Annotated in this window: 13 protein-coding genes; 10 read left to right on the top strand and 3 right to left on the bottom strand. The window is 52.1% G+C overall.

The genetic code is table 11. The features are described from left to right. The first annotated feature begins 267 nt into the window (after positions 1-267). Together GM557_RS07005 and GM557_RS07000 are read left to right on the top strand one after the other, a co-directional pair. The gene (locus tag GM557_RS07005; protein ID WP_155573650.1) at positions 268-2,709 is read left to right on the top strand and encodes a TonB-dependent siderophore receptor; all 2,442 of its coding nucleotides are present in this window, start codon (positions 268-270) and stop codon (positions 2,707-2,709) included. A gap of 125 nt (positions 2,710-2,834) precedes the next feature. Further along, a complete protein-coding gene (locus GM557_RS07000) occupies positions 2,835-3,518 on the top strand; it encodes a Fe2+-dependent dioxygenase (RefSeq protein ID WP_155573649.1) in 684 nt (227 codons plus the stop codon). Between the two features lie 81 nt (positions 3,519-3,599). On the opposite strand, the gene minE is transcribed toward GM557_RS07000, so the two are convergent. The 3 genes from minE to minC form a co-directional block, all read right to left on the bottom strand. Further along, on the bottom strand, positions 3,600-3,905 hold the full coding sequence (gene minE / locus GM557_RS06995; RefSeq protein ID WP_155573648.1) for a cell division topological specificity factor MinE: 306 nt from the start codon (positions 3,903-3,905) through the stop codon (positions 3,600-3,602). Further along, positions 3,902-4,717, bottom strand: coding sequence for a septum site-determining protein MinD (gene minD, locus GM557_RS06990; RefSeq protein ID WP_155573647.1), 816 nt, complete (start codon positions 4,715-4,717; stop codon positions 3,902-3,904). Before minD ends, minE begins: the two co-directional genes overlap by 4 nt. Before the next feature lie 185 nt (positions 4,718-4,902). After that, positions 4,903-5,604 carry a septum site-determining protein MinC gene (gene minC / locus GM557_RS06985; RefSeq protein ID WP_155573646.1) on the bottom strand — a complete coding sequence of 234 codons (702 nt, stop codon included), beginning with the start codon at positions 5,602-5,604 and terminating at the stop codon, positions 4,903-4,905. A gap of 158 nt (positions 5,605-5,762) precedes the next feature. Here minC and GM557_RS06980 point away from each other — a divergent pair, with 158 nt between their 5' ends. The 8 genes from GM557_RS06980 to rplK all read left to right on the top strand — a co-directional run bounded on the left by GM557_RS06980 (position 5,763) and on the right by rplK (position 16,792). Next, a complete protein-coding gene (locus GM557_RS06980; protein WP_155573645.1) occupies positions 5,763-6,431 on the top strand; it encodes a glutathione S-transferase family protein in 669 nt (222 codons plus the stop codon). Next, positions 6,432-7,616 (top strand): aminoacetone oxidase family FAD-binding enzyme, encoded by a 1,185-nt coding sequence (locus GM557_RS06975; protein WP_155573644.1) that lies wholly within the window; start codon positions 6,432-6,434, stop codon positions 7,614-7,616. Between the two features lie 42 nt (positions 7,617-7,658). Continuing rightward, a complete protein-coding gene (locus GM557_RS06970; protein WP_155573643.1) occupies positions 7,659-8,414 on the top strand; it encodes a response regulator transcription factor in 756 nt (251 codons plus the stop codon). Beyond that, complete coding sequence (locus tag GM557_RS06965; RefSeq protein ID WP_370513450.1) at positions 8,401-9,834, top strand: sensor histidine kinase; 1,434 nt, start codon at positions 8,401-8,403, stop codon at positions 9,832-9,834. The genes GM557_RS06970 and GM557_RS06965 overlap by 14 nt, the downstream gene beginning before the upstream one ends. A gap of 269 nt (positions 9,835-10,103) precedes the next feature. Next, positions 10,104-13,283 carry an efflux RND transporter permease subunit gene (locus GM557_RS06960; protein ID WP_155573642.1) on the top strand — a complete coding sequence of 1,060 codons (3,180 nt, stop codon included), beginning with the start codon at positions 10,104-10,106 and terminating at the stop codon, positions 13,281-13,283. Next, positions 13,280-14,629 carry an efflux RND transporter periplasmic adaptor subunit gene (locus tag GM557_RS06955; protein WP_155573641.1) on the top strand — a complete coding sequence of 450 codons (1,350 nt, stop codon included), beginning with the start codon at positions 13,280-13,282 and terminating at the stop codon, positions 14,627-14,629. The genes GM557_RS06960 and GM557_RS06955 overlap by 4 nt, the downstream gene beginning before the upstream one ends. Further along, complete coding sequence (locus GM557_RS06950) at positions 14,629-16,236, top strand: efflux transporter outer membrane subunit (protein WP_155573640.1); 1,608 nt, start codon at positions 14,629-14,631, stop codon at positions 16,234-16,236. Before GM557_RS06955 ends, GM557_RS06950 begins: the two co-directional genes overlap by 1 nt. Before the next feature lie 121 nt (positions 16,237-16,357). Then, complete coding sequence (gene rplK, locus GM557_RS06945) at positions 16,358-16,792, top strand: 50S ribosomal protein L11 (RefSeq protein ID WP_099026841.1); 435 nt, start codon at positions 16,358-16,360, stop codon at positions 16,790-16,792. The last annotated feature ends 2 nt before the right edge of the window (positions 16,793-16,794 follow it).

Genomic DNA, 16,794 nt, shown 5'->3' with positions numbered 1-16,794 from the left:
GGTTTTTTGTGAATGCGCGTTTGTTATCTCACTGTTCTGTAACATTTATGAGGGGAGAGGCACGCACTTAAAGCGGCTTTTATGATGGGGCCTTGGCTGAATGATAGGAGAATACTGCGCTTTTTGTGTTGTGGCAATTAAGACACAATCGCAACTTTAAATAGTTTGTCATCTTTTTTAATGTTTGAAATTGAGAATAATTATCATGTAGGAGAAAAATCATCCTCTTTCGAAGGGCTGTATCATTCTTGCTGTGGAGCATCTTTTATGAGCCGTTTTATTCACCGGTGCCTTAGGCCAGCATCTGCCGCTCTGACATTAGGGAGTGTTGCAGGGGGAGCTTATGCTGCTGATGTGGCTGCAAGCCAGCATCAGGATAGTGCGAAACCAGGTGATAAACATCATGTCGCTGCAAAGGCTGAGCATAAGGCTGTCACTCAACAACATGCGCCGTCATCTGCGACGCAGGGGAGCGCAACGCAGCTGGCTTCAGCGCAAACCACCCCGCAGCAAGAGGGAGTCCAAGCGAAGGGTGTAGAGCGCATCCATGTGATTGGGCATCCTTTTAATACCATGCATGCAAGCAATGATATGGGACGCTTGCCGCAGGATGTGATGCATACGGCGCAGACGATTGATGTTGTTCCGCGGGAGCTGATTAAGCAGCAAAATGCGAAATCATTGGATGAAGCCTTGCGCAATGTCCCCGGCATTACGGCTTCCGTTGGGGAGGGGGCTGGTGGGTTGAATGGCGACCAATTCCTCATCCGTGGCTTCCCTGCGCAGAATGATATTTATGAAGATGGCTTGCGGGATTTTGGTGTCTATTCACGCGATAGCTTCAATTATGATTCCGTGAATGTCATTAAGGGGCCATCCTCTCAGGTCTTTGGGAATGGGACGACCGGCGGGGCCATCAATGTCGTTACAAAGACCCCGACGGTTAATAATCATTATAATGTCGATTTTAGCGGCGGGTCTGCCGATTATTTCCGCGGTACGGTGGATATTAACCAGCGTATTAATGATACAACGGCCTTCCGTATAGAAGGGCTGGGGGCCTCCAATAATGTTGTCGGGCGGGACCATGTGTGGGACCACCGCTGGGGGATTGCGCCTTCTATCGCGTTTGGGCTGGGGACAAAGACAACCGTTGTCCTGCAAGTCACACACGAGACGGATAATAGCGTACCTGATTATGGGATGCCCGTTGTCAAGGCGCGTGGCTCAGCCTATGGGCGGCCTATCTCAGAATATGGCGTCCCGCGGGAGAATTGGTACGGCAAACGCCAAGACCATAACCATACTGATGATACGATGGAGACATTGCGGCTGAAGCATATCTTTAACGACCATCTAACCTTCCATAATGATACGCGTTTTGGTGAATATAGTCGTAATTTTGAGGCCTCTAAGCTTGCTTGTGGGGCGCAATGTGTGAATGCGCTCAATAGTGGTAATTACGGGGCTGGGAGCATTCTTCGTAATACAAATGGGAGTGTGCCGCTGCCTTATAAGCAAAATAGCTGGTCCTTCCAGGATGTAGCGTCTTTGCAGGCTGATTTTAAGACAGGCTTCTTACGGCATCAGGTCGTGACGGGTGTTGATATGGAATATGTCCATGATTCCCGGCATCAGGATACTTATGAGGGTGTATCTATTAAAAACCCTACACCTACAGCGAATATGCTTAACCCTAACCCTGATAATGTGCCTGATGCGATGGTGCGCCGTGTGTCGGCACGGGCGAACTCTATGCCGGATATTGCCGGGATTGGGAAGAAGCCGAGCAGCCGTGGCTATGGGTTTGATACGGGTATCTTCTTGTATGACCAGATTTGGTTTACCAAATGGGCGTCTATTAAAGGTGGCTTCCGTTGGGACCGTTGGCAGAGCAATTATAGGGTCTATGGCCTTGAGAACTTGCCTAATAATCCTGACCGTAGCTTCCCGCAGACAAAGAATACCTTTAACCCAACGGCTAGCCTGATTTTAACGCCTACAAAATGGCAGACGATTTACTTCACCTATGCGAGTTCTACAACCCCAACGGGGATGTATGTAACAAGTGGGGCTGTGCCCGTACGGCCGGGGAGACAGGGGGGCGTGGATACGCGGCCGCAAAAAGCACGTTTGTATGAGGTAGGCAGTAAGTTCAGCCTATTGCATGACCGCTTAGGGGCTACCATCTCGCTCTTCCGGTTGGATAAGGATAACGCGCTGACGACTGATCCCGTCTCTAACTCCACCATTAATACAGGGGCACAGCAGCGTAACCAAGGGATGGAACTCTCTGTTGGGGGGATGATCCTACCGGGATGGAACATCACTGCAACTTACGCATTATATGACCCCAAGACATCGCCTAATGGTGGGGGGAAGATGCATAATCAAATCCAATATGTGCCGCATAATCAGGCGACCTTGTGGTCTGCTTATGAGGCCTTCCCCGGTAAACCGTGGAACTTTACCATCGGTGGGGGGCTAACATGGCGTCAAGGCGTGTATTTGAATAACGATAACACGAGCAAGGTCCCTGCCAATTTGGACTTTGACTCCGTTATTTCTCATCGTTTTGGGCGGCATTGGGTTGCCTCTCTTAACGGCTATAACCTCGCCAATCGTCTGAATTATAATAGTCTCTTTGCAGGTTATGCGACCCCAGCACCGGGGCGGACCTTCTTGGGCCGTTTGACGATGGATTATTAATTTTGGTCTATCCTTCTTGTATCGCAGGGAGGATGGGGTGAAAGTTTCATAAGGAGCGGGCTGGGACTGCCTGCTCCTTTTTACGAATACCCTGCTGACATGGGATAATGGAAAGGCGTGATTTTATGATGTTGCATATTCCTGCGGTTCTCTCCGCGGAGGAGCTGGCAGAACTACGTGGCCGCCTTGCAGCGGGAGAATGGGTTGATGGCCGTGGGACGGCGGGGCCGCAATCAGGCAGTGTAAAAAACAACCTCCAAATCGCGCCGGATAGCCCTTTAGGGCGTGAGCTTTCTACCTTTGTGTTGCGTAAATTGGGGACGAATCCTCTTTATAATAGCGCAGTCCTCCCTTTACGCCTCGTTCCTCCTTTGTTTAATCGCTATGATGTCGGGATGAACTTTGGGGCGCATGTGGATAATGCGTTGCGTCCTATCCCCGGTACAGGTCATCGTGTCCGAACGGATGTATCCAGCACACTCTTTATTTCCGATTTGGATGAATATGAGGGCGGGGAGCTGGTTCTTCATGGCCCGTCCGAGGAGAAGCGGGTACGGCTTCCTGCGGGGGATATGATTGTGTATCCCACAACAGCGTTGCATACTGTAACGCCTGTTACGCGTGGTAGCCGTTGGGGGTCGTTCTTCTGGGCGCAATCAGTGATTCGCTCGCAGGAGCATCGGTCTATCTTGTTTGATTTGGACCAGAGCATCATGGCTCTGACAGAGACACACGGGCCGAAGGATCAAGAAGTCCTAAGGTTGACCAATGTGTATCATAATTTATTGCGGAGTTGGGCGGAGCTATAAAGGGACCGCATCTAGACTTTAAGAACCGGCGGCGGAGCTAGGGCTCCGCCTGCATAACGGTACAATGTGGGGTAACTGGCTTTAAAGCTCGTCACTGGTGACGGTGGAGACCTGTGCACGCAAACCACTTTGAGGGACTTGGATATCAATCTCCAATTTGGAGCATTTATGCCCTCTATCAAGCTTTACATGAACATTATCTTCATCTACCGACACATGGCGTGCGAGGACCTCTAGAATCTCCGCATGTAAGGTACGGAGGAGGGTAGAATCCCCCCCCGCTTGGGCTTGACGCTCATGGGCTAGGAGAATCTGTAAACGGTCCCGGGCAACATTACTGCTTGTTACGGGGCGTTTTTTATTAAAAAAGCTATCCAGAAAACTCATGAGCCCCTCTTTTTGAAGATGCGGTCAAATAGGCCACGTTTTTCTGTAGGAACATTGACAGGGATGTCCTTGCCTTTAAGCCGCTCTACAGCCTCAAAATAGGCCATAGCAGGGGTACTTTCAGGGGCGGCAAAAGTGACGGGAGCTCCTACGTTGGAGGCTTTAAGGACATCTTCACTCTCTGGCACAACGCCGAGCAGTGGTAAGGAGAGGATACCCACCACATCTTCCACACTGAGCATCTCTCCGCGTGCGGCGCGACTAGGGTCGTAGCGTGTCACAAGGAGATGTTTCTCCACTGTTTCACCTTTTTGGGCGCGGGCGGTCTGGCTATCTAACATCCCGATGATGCGGTCGGAGTCACGCACAGAGCTAACCTCTGGGTTTGTGACAATGACCGCATCATCAGCATGATGCATCGCAAGCTGTGCCCCGCGCTCAATTCCTGCTGGGCTGTCGCAGAGGATCCAGTCGAAGCGTTCTTGTAATTCCTGCATGACGCGGGCAACGCCCTCGGCGGTGAGGGCGTCTTTATCGCGTGTTTGGGAAGCAGGGAGGATAGAGAGGGTCTCGCAGCGTTTATCACGGATAAGGGCTTGGGAGAGGGTGGCCTCATTTTGGATGACGTTGATGAGGTCGAAAACGACCCGCCGCTCCACACCCATGATGAGGTCTAGATTACGCAAGCCTACGTCAAAATCGACCACAGCCACATTCTGCCCGCTATGTGCCAAAGCGGCACCTAGGGCGGCTGTCGTTGTTGTTTTGCCAACGCCCCCTTTACCGGATGTAACAACCACAATCTTTGCCATGAAGTTCCCAGCCTTCCTAATTTGAGTGGCCGATTAGCCGAATGTTAGCAGCACACACATTATGGACCTTAGGAGGAGCCTTTATCCTCCTTATCTGTCCCCACACTCTATAGTAGCTCCTAGAAAATGATAAGATGTCCTTGCATGAAAAATACACAATGTTTCTTTCAAGAGTGTAAAAACGATCAGTTTTTTATAACAGCTGCTTGTAGAAGAACGATTTTTAGCTGTTCATCTTCTAGATAAACTTGAGCAGCTTGCCCGATAGGCTCAGCAGGCATTTCCTCAGCAACCATGTAAAAACCATCAATGGCGAGCAATTCCGCTTCCATTTTGGTGGTATAGATGCGCGCATGAGGGCGACCATCGACCCCGGCAATGGCGCGCCCACGCAGGGGGCCATAAACATGGATAGACCCCCCAGCGATAATTTCCGCCCCAGAGGAGACCGGCCCTAGGATAATGACATCACCATCAGGGTTTTGGATAGATTGCCCAGAGCGTACGGGGCGATTAATGATGAGGGGTTCTTTGATAGGGTTAAGAGGCGGGGCTTTTTCTTCTTCCTCAGGGAGTTGGACAGGCCCGCTGGGGCGACCGCCTTGGAGTTCGATAGGCCATTCCCATGTTTGTAAGGCTTGCCAGTGGCGGTCAGCCCCTTCTATGCCGATAAGATGAATATGGCGTTGGCGGAGTTCTTGCTGGAAGCCTGCAAGGCCTTCAGTATGTTCATCAAGTAGGCCAAGATCTAAAATAACGGGCTGGCGATTGAAGAACCCAGCCGCGCGTTGCATGTGATTATCCAGCCCAGCGAGCCAGTCTTTTAAAGGGGCCTCTGGAGAGAGAATAAGCGCAAGGAAAGAACGGCCACGAGCACGGATAGTCATGCCATTAGGCTTTGAGGCTTGCACTGAAGGCCCATCTGATGGATGAAGTGGCTGAGATGCTGAGGGGTTGGGCATGAAGCTGGGGTCACCTGGCTGTTTGTAGAATTATGGAGTGTCTTTTAATGGTCCATAGCATAAAAATGCGTTAGGAAGGACATATGCGTATACTGCATCACTTACCCCTCTCTCCGCAATCGCGTTTTGTGCGTCTTATGCTTGCTGAAAAAGGCTTGCCTTTTGAGCTTGTTATAGAGAAGACATGGGAACAAAATGACGCGTTCCATAAGTTAAATCCGGCGGGGGAAGTGCCCGTTTTGGTAGAAGATAACGGCATGGTTGTGCCCGGAGCGCGGGTTATTGCTGAATATCTGGAGGAAGCGTATCCAGAGACATTTCTATTAGGCCGCACCATGGCAGAGCGTATTGAAATCCGCCGTTTGATTGATTGGTTTGATCGCCTTTTTCAGCAGGAAGTGACAGTAAATTTGCTAGGGGAGAAGGTAGAGAAGCGTCTTTTTGGGCAGGGGGCTCCAGATGGGAATATTCTGCAAGCGGGCTATAAGAATCTGCGCTTCCATTTAGATTATATTGGCTATTTGGCAGAGACGCGTACATGGCTTGGTGGTACGGCCCTTTCTGCGGCGGATTTTATCGCTGCGGCACATTTCTCTGCGCTGGATTTTCTGGGTGATATTGACTGGCGTGCAGCCCCTTGTGTGCGCGATTGGTACGCCCGCATTAAGTCGCGCCCTTGCTTTCGGGCCTTATTAAGCGATCGAGTGAGTGGCGTTACCCCACCTGCACATTATGCGGATCTCGATTTTTGAATGTGGGATGTTATCGTCATAGGGGCTGGTGCAGCGGGGATGATGGCCGCTGCTAAAGCTGGGCAGAAGGGTGCGTGCGTCCTTGTGCTGGACCATGCAGAGCAGCCGGGGCGGAAGATTCTGATTTCTGGCGGGGGGCGATGTAATTTTACGAACATTAAGGCGGATTGGAGGTATTATCGCTCCGAAAATCCGCATTTTTGCCGTTCAGCCCTAGCGCGTTATCGCCCTCAAGATTTTTTGGCTTTGGTAGAAGCCCACAAGATAAGCTGGCATGAGAAGGAAGATGGTCAGCTTTTTTGTGATGAATCTGCCCGGCAGATTGTCACAATGTTGGAGACTGAATGTCGTGCCGCGCATGTGCGCTTTCAGCTTGGTTGTGTGGTACGGGATGTCGCGCATGATGGCCATGTTTTTGCGGTGGAGACCGCGCAGGGTGTGCTTCAGACGCGGGCGGTGATTTTGGCAACCGGTGGGTTGGCTTTGCCAAAATTAGGGGCAACGGACTTCTCTTTACGCATCGCGCAGCGTTTTGGGCTGCGTGTGGTTGCACCGGCTCCGGCCTTAGTGCCCTTTTGTTTGACTGAGGCCCAGCCGGAGCTTGCCGGTGTGTCTTTGCCTGTTACGGCGTCTCTTATGGGGCGGAAAAAACCCTGCTTTACGGGGGGGATGGTCTTTACACATCGGGGTGTGTCTGGCCCTGCGATTTTACAGATTTCTTCATGGTGGGAGAGGGGCGAGGCTGTGCGTCTTAATCTTCTCCCCGGCCGAGATGTGTATGAGATGATGCGGACTATCAGCCAAAAACGGCCCAAGGCCCATGCTGCGGCTTTGGTGGAGGCCCTGCCTGCGCGTCTAGCACGATATCTTGTTCATGGACGGATGGATGGACGTCCTTTGGCAGAACAGCCCGCAAAATCTGTGCGTGTTTTAGCAAACTATGTGGCAGATTGGACGATAAGGCCGAGCAGCACGGAAGGGTATGCTAAGGCGGAGGTCATGCGGGGAGGAGTGGATACGCGGGACTTGTCCTCCCAAACGGTGGAGGCACGCTCTGTGCCGGGGCTTTATATTGTGGGGGAAGCGGTGGATGTGACGGGCTGGTTGGGGGGCTATAACTTCCAATGGGCATGGGCGAGTGGTGTGGCAGCAGGACAGGCTGCGGCAGAACGGGCTAACGTATAGGGTAAGACTGAGGGGACAGTCCCGCGTGGGAGCATATAGCTGATGGTAGATATATCTTTGAAAAAGAATGAGCGGCAGCCTTGGCCTAGCGATCCTCATGAGGAGGGGAAAGGCCATGCCCCAGCGAAGCTTCTTTTAATAGAGGATGACGATAGCCTCGCTGAGGAGATAGTGGAGGACTTACGCGGGCGTGGTTATGATGTGAGCCGTGCTGCCACGGGGCCAGAAGGGCTGGAGATGGCCCGAACAGGTGAGCATGACCTTTTGGTGATGGACCGTATGTTACCGGGGCTTGATGGGCTGAGCATCTTAGAGACACTGCGTGAGCAGGGGATGACAATGCCCGTCTTAGTCCTCTCGGCATTATCGGCGGTAGATGATCGTATTAGCGGGCTTAAAGCGGGCGGTGATGATTATTTGACGAAGCCTTTTGTGATGGAGGAATTAGCCGCACGGCTAGAGGCTTTATTGAGGCGGCCTATTTATGGGCGAGCCTCTATGCTGAAGTTAGGGCCGTTGGAGATGGACCTGCTAGAGCGGCGCGTTCGGCGCGAGGGGCGGGAGATTGAGCTATTGCCGCGCGAGTTCCGTTTGCTGGAATATATGATGCGTCGGCCTAATACTGTCCTTACCCGGACAATGCTGCTTGAGGATGTATGGAATTACCGCTTCGTCCCGCGGACGAATCTTGTGGATGTGCATATCGGTAAATTACGCCGCAAGGTGGATAAGGAGGGTGAGGAAGCGTTAATTCATAGCATCCGTGGGGCGGGGTTCTGTTTGCGTGTTCCGGAGTGACCTTTTCCGCACCGCAGCGTTCCGGCTGACCTTAGGGCTTGTTGGCATCATCGTGCTGGGCATGTTGTTGGAGCTAGGCCTTCTTTATGGGCAGATTAGCACTTATGAGAAGCTCCGCACCGATGATTTGCTCCGCCGCTCCGCCTCTGTTTTGATGCAGGAAGCTCCGGGTGATTTGGAAATCCGTCTAAAGGAGCGCAGCACAAGCGAGCTACGCGTTTTTCTTAATGCCGCAGCGTTGTTTGATAAAAATCGTCATCCCATCGTAGGAGATATGAAGGCATGGCCTGCTGGGCTTAAGTTTGGCCCGACCATGCAGAAGCTCTCCTTTGTGCTGCCAGACCATAGCGTTACAGTCATGCGTTTTTTGGTGGTGGAAGTTCCGGGGATGCAGCCGGGGCGGACGCGGCTTTTAGTGCTAGGTCGCTCCCGTCATATGATTAACGAGCTATGGCAGGTTGCGCAGCGTTCAGCATTATTTGCGATGGTGCCGGTGGTGCTGTTCGCGTTGTTAGCGGGGATGGTCCTTAGTCGCAGGGCCTTGGGACGCATTACCAAAATGCACTCCTCTATTGAGCAAATTATGAAAGGCCAAATGCGTGAGCGTTTACCTGTTGGGCGCGGGCATGACGAGCTAGACCGCCTTGCAGGCTCGGTAAACCGTATGTTGGATAGGCTAGAGCAGCTTATGGGGGAGATGCGCGATGTGGGTAATGATATCGCTCATGACCTCCGCACCCCTCTAGCACGCGTGCAAGCGCGCTTAGATCGCGTTAATGCTGTGGCGCAGAGTTTGGGCCCTTCCATAGAGGATAAAGAGCGTTTTGAGCGTGCGATGGGGTTATGCCAGCGCGATTTGGAGCAATGTTTCTCCATCATTACGGCGTTATTGCGTATTGGTGAGATTGAGACAGGCCAGCGGCGGGTGGGTTTTCAGCAGATGGATATTATGCCCTTGATGATGGATATGGCCGATTTATATGAGCCTATAGCGGAGATGCAGGGTTTATCCCTCTCCGTGGTCCCGCATGAAGGGCCGGTCCCTCTTTGGGGGGATGCGGATTTATTGAATGAAGTCTTAGCAAACTTACTGGATAATGCACTAAAGTTTACAGCCGCGGGAGGCAGCGTCACCTTACGGGCGGGCTGTAATGAACTTGCAGAAGCGTGGTTTGAAGTACGCGATACAGGTGTCGGTATTGCTATAGAGGAGCGCAATGCGGTGATGGGCCGTTTTTACCGTGCAGATAAAAGCCGTCATATCCCTGGGAGTGGCCTTGGTCTTAGCTTAGTAGCAGCGATTGTTCGTCTGCATGAAGCCCGCCTTGTGATTGAAGAAAATAATGAGGTGGGCGTGATGAGTGGCACTGTCTTCCGCCTCATCTTCCCTGCCATTACGGCAGAGGATAAAGCTGCTTAATGGAGAGGAGGGTATGAGGGGGGAAGGAAAATAAATTGTAACGGAATTGTGTTATTTAAAAATCTTTTCAGATGAAAAGGATTTCCTCTTTCATTCCTCCTGTTATAATCTCCGCCCATGAGATAAAAGCGGCCTAGTTGCGCGCAGTGGAGAGATATAGTGCCCCGTGTGATGAAAAAAGAGACATATGCTTTTTTTACAATATTATGGGGCGGAGTGCAGCGCGTGATGCAAGGGGGGCGCGCATGTAAGGTAGGTGCGTTAGCTGTATGAATGCGATTGTTCTAACAGCGTTACGGCGGCCTTACACTTTTGTGGTGATGTCCATCATCATCGTCATTTTTGGTGTAAAAGCGATTTTGGGAACACCGACTGATGTATTCCCAAATATTAAGATACCTACTGTTGCCGTTGTTTGGTCTTATACTGGCTTAATGCCGGAGGAAGTCTCGGGCCGTATCGTTTATTATTACGAGCGCGCTTTGACGGCAACCGTGAATAACATTGAGCATATAGAGAGTAACTCTTATTACGGGCGCGGTATTGTAAAGATATTCTTCCAACCTGGGACGGATGCTGCTGTTGCGCAGACGCAGATTACCTCTGTATCGCAGACTGTGATTAAGCAGCTCCCCACCGGGGCAACGCCGCCTTTGGTTTTGGCATTAGATGCGTCTTCTGTCCCTGTGCTGACCTTGCAGGTGAATAACCCGAATATGTCGGCTTCGGAGGTCTATAATATGGCCTCCAACCTCATCAGGCCGGAGCTTGTCTCAGTCGCTGGGACGGCCATCCCTAACCCTTATGGCGGTGTGGCAGCGGATATCATGGTGGATATCGACCCCGGGAAATTGCTGGCTCATCGGCTCTCCCCGGTAGATGTCGCCAGCGCGTTGAATCGCCAGAATATTGTTCTCCCGGCTGGGGACCAGAAGATTGGGCCGATGGATTTCATGGTGCGGACTAATTCTGCCCCCATGGATATTGAAGCCTTTAATAAGATGCCGATTAAGCAGGTGGGCAACTCGGTCATCTATATGCGTGATGTCGCTTGGGTGCATAAAGGTGGCCCTCCGCAGACAAATGCCGTGCTTGTCCGGGGTAAGCAGGCGGTGATGATCGTCATCCTTAAAAGCGGAAATGCCTCGACCTTAGAGGTCGTTAATGGCGTGAAGAAGCTCCTCCCAGATATTCAAAAAACCCTGCCAGAGGGGACGAGCATGAACATCCTGACGGATGCTTCTAGCTTCGTAAAGGAATCTGTGGTGGATGTGGTGCGGGAGATGGTCACGGCGGCTATCCTAACAAGCCTTACCGTACTGCTCTTTCTTGGTTCATGGCGATCGACCGTTATCGTGGCGGTGTCTATTCCCTTAGCGATGTTAGCGGCACTGATTTGCCTAAGCCTCGCTGGGCAGTCCATCAATGTCATGACCTTAGGCGGTCTGGCGTTGGCTGTGGGTATTCTCGTGGATGATGCCACGGTGATGATTGAGAATATCGATGCTCATTTGCATATGGGTAAAGAGCTAGAGCAGGCTATTATTGATGCTGCGAACCAAATTGTTATTCCGACTTTTGTCTCTACAACGTGTATTTGTATTGTTTGGTTCCCTCTTTTTGGTCTGACGGGTGTGTCCGGCTGGCTCTTTATGCCTATGGCAGAGGCGATTATCTTTGCGATGATCGCGTCTTTTATTTTCTCACGAACTCTTGTTCCAACCATGGCAAATTGGCTGCTTGCTGCACAAGTACAGCAGCAACGTAGTGCCGAGCATAAAACGAAGCAGCGCGGTATTTTGGGGAGGTTTCAAGACGCTTTTGAGGCACGGTTTGAACGATTCCGCCATCTCTATCATGAGGTTCTGTTACGCGCTTTAGCGAACCGGAAGCGGTTTATCATTATTTTCCTCTCTGGGGCGTTATCGTCCTTATTATTATTGTTATTTGTCGGGCAGGATTTCTTCTCGGAGATTAAGTCCGGCACGATGCAGATGCATTTTCGCGCTCCGATTGGCACACGCATTGAGGAAAGTGCCAAGCTTAGCGGCCTTGTAGAGAAGAAAATCCGTGAGACATTGCCCGGCCAAGTTAAGTTGATTGTCAATAATTGTGGTTTGCCGATGAGCCAGATGAATCAGGCTATGGTCCCTTCACCGACAACAGGCGCGCAAGATTGTGACGTGACCATCCAATTAGCGGAATCCGAAAGCCCCGTTGCAACATACCGCAAACAGTTACGTAAGGCGTTGAGTACGGCCTTCCCCGGTATGGTCTTTACCTTCCAGCCGGGGGACTTGACGGCAAAAATCCTCAATTTTGGGCTGCCATCACCGATTGATGTACAAATTGTCGGGCGTAATTTGCAGGATAATTACGCCTTTGCAGTCCGTTTAGCCCAGCGGCTGCGGAAGATTCCGGGGGCGGTGGATGTAAGTATTCAACAGCCGATGACCCAACCAACCATGCTCATCAATGCACGGCGGAGCTTTGCGCTGGGGACGGGCGTTTCCGAAAAAGATATTGCCTATAACGTGCTGACGACCCTCTCGGGTAGTTCTCAGGTGGGGCAGACTTATTACCTCAATGCCCAAGGGACATCGCAGCTGATTGATGTGCAAGCCCCAGCGAATTATTTGCAGACGCTTAATGATCTCCAAAAGGTGCCGATTGATAAAGGCGATGGCAACCCGCAAAACCGGACCATGCAGATTATGGGGGGCTTGAGCCAGATTGTGCAGACAGGCACGCCCGCTGAGGTCTCACATTATAATATCATGCCGGTTTTTGATATTTATGTCGCGCCAGAGGGGATAGACCTTGGCAGTCTATCGCGGGCTGTAAAGCGGGAGGTAGAGGCTGTGCGGGCAGATTTGCCCCGTGGCTCTAGCATGGTAGTGCGTGGGCAAGCTGTGACGATGAACAACGCTTATATTCAGCTCATTGGTGGGTTGTTGCTCTCTATCGTGCTGGTTTATTTGATTATTGTTGTTAATTTCCAATCATGGTTGGACCCGTTTGTGATTATTATGGCCTTACCAGCTGCTTTGGGAGGCATTGCGTGGAGCTTGTTCCTTACACATACGACCCTCTCCGTCCCAGCCTTAACGGGGGCGATTATGTGTATGGGTACCGCAACAGCTAATGCAGTGCTGGTGGTAGCCTTCGCACGGGAGCGGTTGGAGGACCATGGCGATGCCATTTTAGCGGCCTCCGAGGCGGGGTTTGAGCGTATTCGCCCCGTGTTAATGACGGCTCTTGCCATGATGATTGGTATGATTCCTATGTCCGTCAGTAATTCCTCCAATGCAGCTTTAGGGAAGGCGGTGATAGGCGGGTTGCTGATGGCTACTGTGGCAACATTACTGTTTGTTCCCTGTGTGTTTGCTATGATTCATGGTGGTGCCCCGAAGGGGAAACGGGCTGCTACGCAAGGAGAAACGGTATGACATCGACCTCACAACAGCCATCATCTCCTATGCGTGGTAAGGGGCGTGTGTGGCTTTATGGCTTGCTGGCTGTGTTGGTGGGGCTGGTGGTTATCGGCTTGCTGCAACGGGCATGGCATCATGCAGCCTTAGAGCGGGAGGCGGCTGATGAGGCCATTACCCGCGTGGTGTTAATTAAGCCACAGCCCGGCCCTGCCACGCGTGAGGTCGATTTACCAGCCAACTTAGCCGCATGGTACGAGGCCCCCATCTATGCGCAGGTCTCCGGCTATGTGAAGATGTGGTACAAAGATTACGGTGCGCATGTAAAACGGGGGGATTTGCTCGCAGAGGTCAGCACACCGAGTATTGATGCCCAATATGCAGCGGCTAAGGCACATTATGAGGTGATTAATGCCCGGTATAAATTGGCGTTGATTACCACCCAACGTTGGACGGCTTTACGCAGCACGCAGGCGGTCTCGCGCCAAGAGGTAGATGTGCAAGCTGCTAATGCAGCGGCCCAACGGGCCGAGTTGGATGCGGCGGCTCATGAGGTAGAGCGTGTCGAAGCGTTGGAGAACTTTAAGCGGATTGTTGCCCCTTTTGATGGCATTGTGACTTCGCGTTTAGTCAATGTTGGGGATTATGTTAACGCCACAGGCGGCAATATGAGCGCGCGCGGGGCTATGGCGGAGTTATTCTCCGTTGCGGATGTGCATAAAATCCGTGTTTTTGTCTCTGTCCCGCAGGATTTTGCGAGTGTCATTTCCCCTAAAATCAGTGCGGATTTAAGCGTGCCACAATATCCGGGGCGTTCCTTCAAGGCGCGCTTTTTAGCCACGGCGAATGCGTTTAATGCCGCCACACGCACGGTGACGACGGAGCTTGTGTTGGATAATCCCGATGGGTTGCTCTGGCCCAACTCCTATGCGACTGCGCATATTCATGCCCCGGGGGATACGAATATTCTCATCGTCCCGACCAATGCGCTTATTTTCCGTGCACAAGGGATGCAGGTGGCTAAGGTTGTTCATAACCACATTACTTTGCTGAATGTGCAAGCGGGGACGAATTATGGGATGACCACGCAAATCCTTTCAGGCTTATCAGCAGAAGATGAGATTGTGGCTAACCCTACTGCGGATATGTTGGATGGCGATGAGGTAAAGGTCGTGACACCAACACGGGGTTATAATGATCATAAACCTAAAGAAGCCCCAGCGGTTAAAAATGTCACATCGAATGATTTACGCCGCGTGGGGGCTATGCCGCCGCCTGATGAGAATAACACGGATGATGCTGATAAAACGGGGGGAGCGGTGCATGACAAACCGGCTGTGCCCTCACAGCAGGAGCAGCATTAATGGCGGGGCGTTTATGGGGGCGGGTGTCGTTAGTGATAGGCGGGCTTTCGTTATGTCTGACTTCGTGTGACCTTGCCCCTCATTATCATACGCCGCATTTTATTTATCCTGATGGGTGGGCTGGCAAGGGCATTATGGGGGATGCTCAGCCCGCTGATGCTATTGAGCGTGGGCAATGGTGGACGCTCTTTCATGATCCGCAATTAGATGATCTAGAAAAACGTTTGGAGGCCTATAACCCAGACCTTCAAGCCGCGGCTGAGGTTTTTACACAAGAGCGCGATATCGCACGGGAGACTGAGAGCCGCCTGTATCCGCAATTAGCCGGTGGCGCACAGATGAGCCGTAATAAGCAGTCGGAAGGGCGGCTCTTTTTACGGCGTAGCAACAATACGCCTATTTATGAGTCGAACGTAGCCTATAGCGGTGCGGCAACATGGGAGCCGGATTTTTGGGATGCCATCCGCAACCAAAGCCATATGCAAAAGAACTTGGCACAAGCTGGGGCGGCACAATATGCGTTGACGCGTTTGTCGCTTCAAGCGGAGTTAGCGTCCAATTACGTTACGTTGCGCGGGATTGATGCACAGCTTGCCGTGTATGATGATTCCATTCGTTATTTCCGCACAGCGGTGGAGATTACGCGCTTACGGCAGGGCGGGGCTATTGGGGCGGGGCTGGATGTCTCGCGTGCTGAGAACCAACTTTATGATGCAGAGGCCGCTAAGAGTGACCTCATGGCGGCACGCCAGATAGAGGAACATGCAATTGCTGTCATGGTTAATATGGTGCCGGCAAGTTTCCATATCGAGCCGATTAAAGACATCCGCATGCATTTCGGGACAATCCGTGTGCAGAGCGGTTTACCCTCTACGCTGTTGGAGCGGCGGCCTGATGTCGCGGTGAGCGAACGGCAAATGGCAGCCGCAGCACGGGCGATTGGCGTCTCGCGTGCGGCCTTTTATCCGCATATCGTCATTAGCGCGACTGGTGGGTTTGAAGATTCAGGGTTTGACCTTGCCAGCATTTCACGTGCGTTTTGGCAAATTGCGGTGCAAGCGGTGGAGCCTCTTTTTACAGGCGGTATGCGCCGTGCGGCTTTACAACGGGCATGGTCGCAATATCGGGAGCGGGTAGATGCGTATCGCGCGACTGTATTAGGTGCCTTTCAGGATGTAGAAGATGGTCTTAGTGAGACCGGGTTATACCACCAAGAGCAGCTCCAGCAGCATCAAGCTGTCGAAGCGGCTTTACGGACCCAAGCCATGACCATGGCCCTTTATACTGGCGGGTTGAGCAATTATCTGGACGCGCTGGTGGCACAGCAAGATGCGCTGAAGGCACGTTTATTAGAGGTCCAAGCGCAGATGAAGCAGGTGCAAGCGACAGTGCGGCTTATTCGCGCTCTAGGGGGTGGCTGGTCGGATAAATTATTACCCGATATTAAGAGTATCGACCCGATTGGCCCGCTGCAATATAAGGGCCTGCATCATGCTCGCCCTGCGGGGGAGGTGCCCGTGGGGGTGGCGCAGCATGGCTCGGAGATTGAGCCACCTCTTGCAGAGCGTGACTTTACAGGTGCGCCGCATGAGACAACACATCCTTGATTCCACCTTGACGAAGCAGGGGATAATAGTCTAGGGAACGCCCCTAGTCGAACGCGGGAGGTAGGGATGCTCCCTGCCGTCTTAACCGCGGTTCGGGTACTAAAGATAAGGAGTCCCGGATATGGCCAAAAAAGTTGTTGGCTACATCAAATTACAGATTCCCGCTGGTAAGGCGAATCCGTCTCCCCCAGTTGGTCCTGCGCTCGGTCAGCGCGGGTTGAACATCATGCAATTCTGTAAAGAGTTCAATGCAAAGACGCAGGGTCTTGAGCCCGGTATGCCGATCCCGGTCGTCATTACGGCTTATGCGGACCGTACCTTTACGTTCATTACCAAAACCCCGCCGAACACTTACTTCTTGCTCAAGGCCGCCAAGATCACCAAGGGTGCTCAGACAGTTGGTCGTGCGGCATCTGTTGGCTCTGTGACGACAGCTCAGCTGCGTGAGATTGCTGAGAAGAAATTCCAAGACATGAACGCAAACGACATTGATGGTGCCGTGCGTATGCTGGCTGGGTCTGCTCGTTCCATCGGTCTTGATGTGGTGGAGGGCTAAGA

Source organism: Bombella sp. ESL0385 (assembly GCF_009725755.1).
Lineage (GTDB): Bacteria > Pseudomonadota > Alphaproteobacteria > Acetobacterales > Acetobacteraceae > Bombella > Bombella pollinis.
This window is presented reverse-complemented; position numbering and strand designations above follow the sequence as displayed.

What these genes read in the sequence shown, in the direction of transcription:
- GM557_RS07005 (WP_155573650.1), top strand. Translation starts at nt 268, where the DNA reads ATGAGCCGTTTTATTCACCGGTGCCTTAGGCCAGCATCTGCCGCTCTG.
- GM557_RS07000 (WP_155573649.1), top strand. Translation starts at nt 2,835, where the DNA reads ATGATGTTGCATATTCCTGCGGTTCTCTCCGCGGAGGAGCTGGCAGAA.
- minE (WP_155573648.1), bottom strand. Translation starts at nt 3,905, where the DNA reads ATGAGTTTTCTGGATAGCTTTTTTAATAAAAAACGCCCCGTAACAAGC.
- minD (WP_155573647.1), bottom strand. Translation starts at nt 4,717, where the DNA reads ATGGCAAAGATTGTGGTTGTTACATCCGGTAAAGGGGGCGTTGGCAAA.
- minC (WP_155573646.1), bottom strand. Translation starts at nt 5,604, where the DNA reads ATGACTATCCGTGCTCGTGGCCGTTCTTTCCTTGCGCTTATTCTCTCT.
- GM557_RS06980 (WP_155573645.1), top strand. Translation starts at nt 5,763, where the DNA reads ATGCGTATACTGCATCACTTACCCCTCTCTCCGCAATCGCGTTTTGTG.
- GM557_RS06975 (WP_155573644.1), top strand. Translation starts at nt 6,432, where the DNA reads ATGTGGGATGTTATCGTCATAGGGGCTGGTGCAGCGGGGATGATGGCC.
- GM557_RS06970 (WP_155573643.1), top strand. Translation starts at nt 7,659, where the DNA reads ATGGTAGATATATCTTTGAAAAAGAATGAGCGGCAGCCTTGGCCTAGC.
- GM557_RS06960 (WP_155573642.1), top strand. Translation starts at nt 10,104, where the DNA reads ATGAATGCGATTGTTCTAACAGCGTTACGGCGGCCTTACACTTTTGTG.
- GM557_RS06955 (WP_155573641.1), top strand. Translation starts at nt 13,280, where the DNA reads ATGACATCGACCTCACAACAGCCATCATCTCCTATGCGTGGTAAGGGG.
- GM557_RS06950 (WP_155573640.1), top strand. Translation starts at nt 14,629, where the DNA reads ATGGCGGGGCGTTTATGGGGGCGGGTGTCGTTAGTGATAGGCGGGCTT.
- rplK (WP_099026841.1), top strand. Translation starts at nt 16,358, where the DNA reads ATGGCCAAAAAAGTTGTTGGCTACATCAAATTACAGATTCCCGCTGGT.